General features: G+C 35.7%; 2 protein-coding genes. One reads left to right on the top strand and one right to left on the bottom strand.

What is annotated here, in order from left to right; genetic code table 11:
• Positions 1-99: 99 nt before the first annotated feature.
• Complete coding sequence (locus KCG35_RS25740; protein WP_215822728.1) at positions 100-513, top strand: hypothetical protein; 414 nt, start codon at positions 100-102, stop codon at positions 511-513.
• Positions 514-632: 119 nt separating this feature from the next.
• Here the strand turns inward: KCG35_RS25740 and KCG35_RS25735 are convergent.
• The coding region (locus tag KCG35_RS25735; RefSeq protein WP_215822726.1) for a hypothetical protein at positions 633-886 on the bottom strand (254 nt) is incomplete at its 5' end.

Below are 886 nucleotides of genomic sequence, written 5' to 3'. Positions count from 1 at the left end.
GCCTAACTTGAAGTTTGTACTTGACCAATTACTTACAATCTCTTGAATTTTGTAGATAATCTAAGTGGAGATTACGGTATTTATTCTAGTAATAGGGGTATGGAATTGGAAAAGCTGTACACAAGCCGGAGACTGCTGAAGAAAGCAATTAGAAAGCAAGAAAGTCGCCTTGCTTTTAAGTTGTCTAATATTGATCATTATTCCAAAGCTAATCCTAAGAACATAAATTCAATTGAAAATGCACTGGAGTGGTTTTTAACATGGAGATTAAAACTATCAGACTATTCAGAAATTATGTGGTGTGATGGGGTTGAAAAACTTGAGCTGGAAAAATTAGCGCCAAAGAAATGGAAGTTTAGTGCAGTGGCTTGGATTGGGCCTGAGAGCAACATAGATATAATTAATAAATGTAATGTCTTAGGTAGTTTACTGCTAAATCGAAATGGTACAGGGATAAAAAGTTACTTCATTGATATTGATGATAATGGTAAGAAATATACAGCAAAGAAGTAGCAGTAAAAAAGAGGACGCATTTATTTAATTGTAGCGCACCAAATTGCTGTCGTATTTTTTACCAAATTATTGGTCGTACCATTTGGTGAAAATTTGAGCGATTTCCCAAATTAACGTCATCATGAAAAAGGCATTAACCACATTAAACACGACCGATTATCCTGCCGCATGTGTAATGAGGCAGTAACTTGTTGAATCGCATCAAGTGAGGGGAAGAACGTTTGTATAGTATCTTGCACACTCGTACATCTAAAAAGAATAGATAACCTAACGAGCACAAGATTATACACAGAAATTCGCTTAACCAAATTACCGTTATAACGAAGCTTGGGGTTATGACGCGAGTTTACAACTATTTTCGCGATTACGATCC

Source organism: Zooshikella harenae, from assembly GCF_018837975.1.
GTDB lineage: Bacteria > Pseudomonadota > Gammaproteobacteria > Pseudomonadales > Zooshikellaceae > Zooshikella > Zooshikella harenae.
This window is presented reverse-complemented; position numbering and strand designations above follow the sequence as displayed.

What these genes read in the sequence shown, in the direction of transcription:
- KCG35_RS25740 (WP_215822728.1), top strand. Translation starts at nt 100, where the DNA reads ATGGAATTGGAAAAGCTGTACACAAGCCGGAGACTGCTGAAGAAAGCA.